This window comes from Nocardiopsis chromatogenes YIM 90109 (assembly GCF_000341185.1).
GTDB classification, from domain to species: domain Bacteria; phylum Actinomycetota; class Actinomycetes; order Streptosporangiales; family Streptosporangiaceae; genus Nocardiopsis_A; species Nocardiopsis_A chromatogenes.
This window is the reverse complement of the sequence record NZ_ANBH01000135.1, coordinates 1-351: the sequence shown is the minus strand read 5'-3', so window position 1 is coordinate 351 and position 351 is coordinate 1. Positions and strand designations below refer to the sequence as shown.

General features: G+C 74.1%; 1 protein-coding gene. It reads right to left on the bottom strand.

Features of this window, described 5'->3' with window-relative positions:
• Positions 1 to 53: 53 nt before the first annotated feature.
• Positions 54 to 351: hypothetical protein (locus D476_RS0113690; protein ID WP_026123489.1), on the bottom strand; the 298-nt coding region annotated here is incomplete at its 5' end.

The following is a 351-nucleotide window of genomic DNA, read 5'->3' as shown; positions in this document are numbered from 1 at the left end:
GGGCCGCAGAGTGATCTGCGGCCCCGCCGACCCAGGCCGCCGAGCGCGGGCCTCTAGGGGACCAGCTCGACCGGGGTATCGGGCAGCCACGACTTCCACGCATCGGCCCCACCGGAGACGACCACCGGCCATCCCTCGTAGCCGGCGCTCGCCCAGATCACGTGGGCGTCAGCGGCCGACAACCCGGATGCCTCCCAGCGCGCGGTCATGTGCGCGACCCCTTCGGCCGCGCCTCGCCCCAAGGCGCCGAAAGTGAACACCGGCCCGTCCAGCCGCGCCCGGACCGCCTCCGCGCGCCGCTCCGGCAGCCCCTCCAGCGCATTGGTAGTCAGAGGCGCGGTGCCCAAAGAA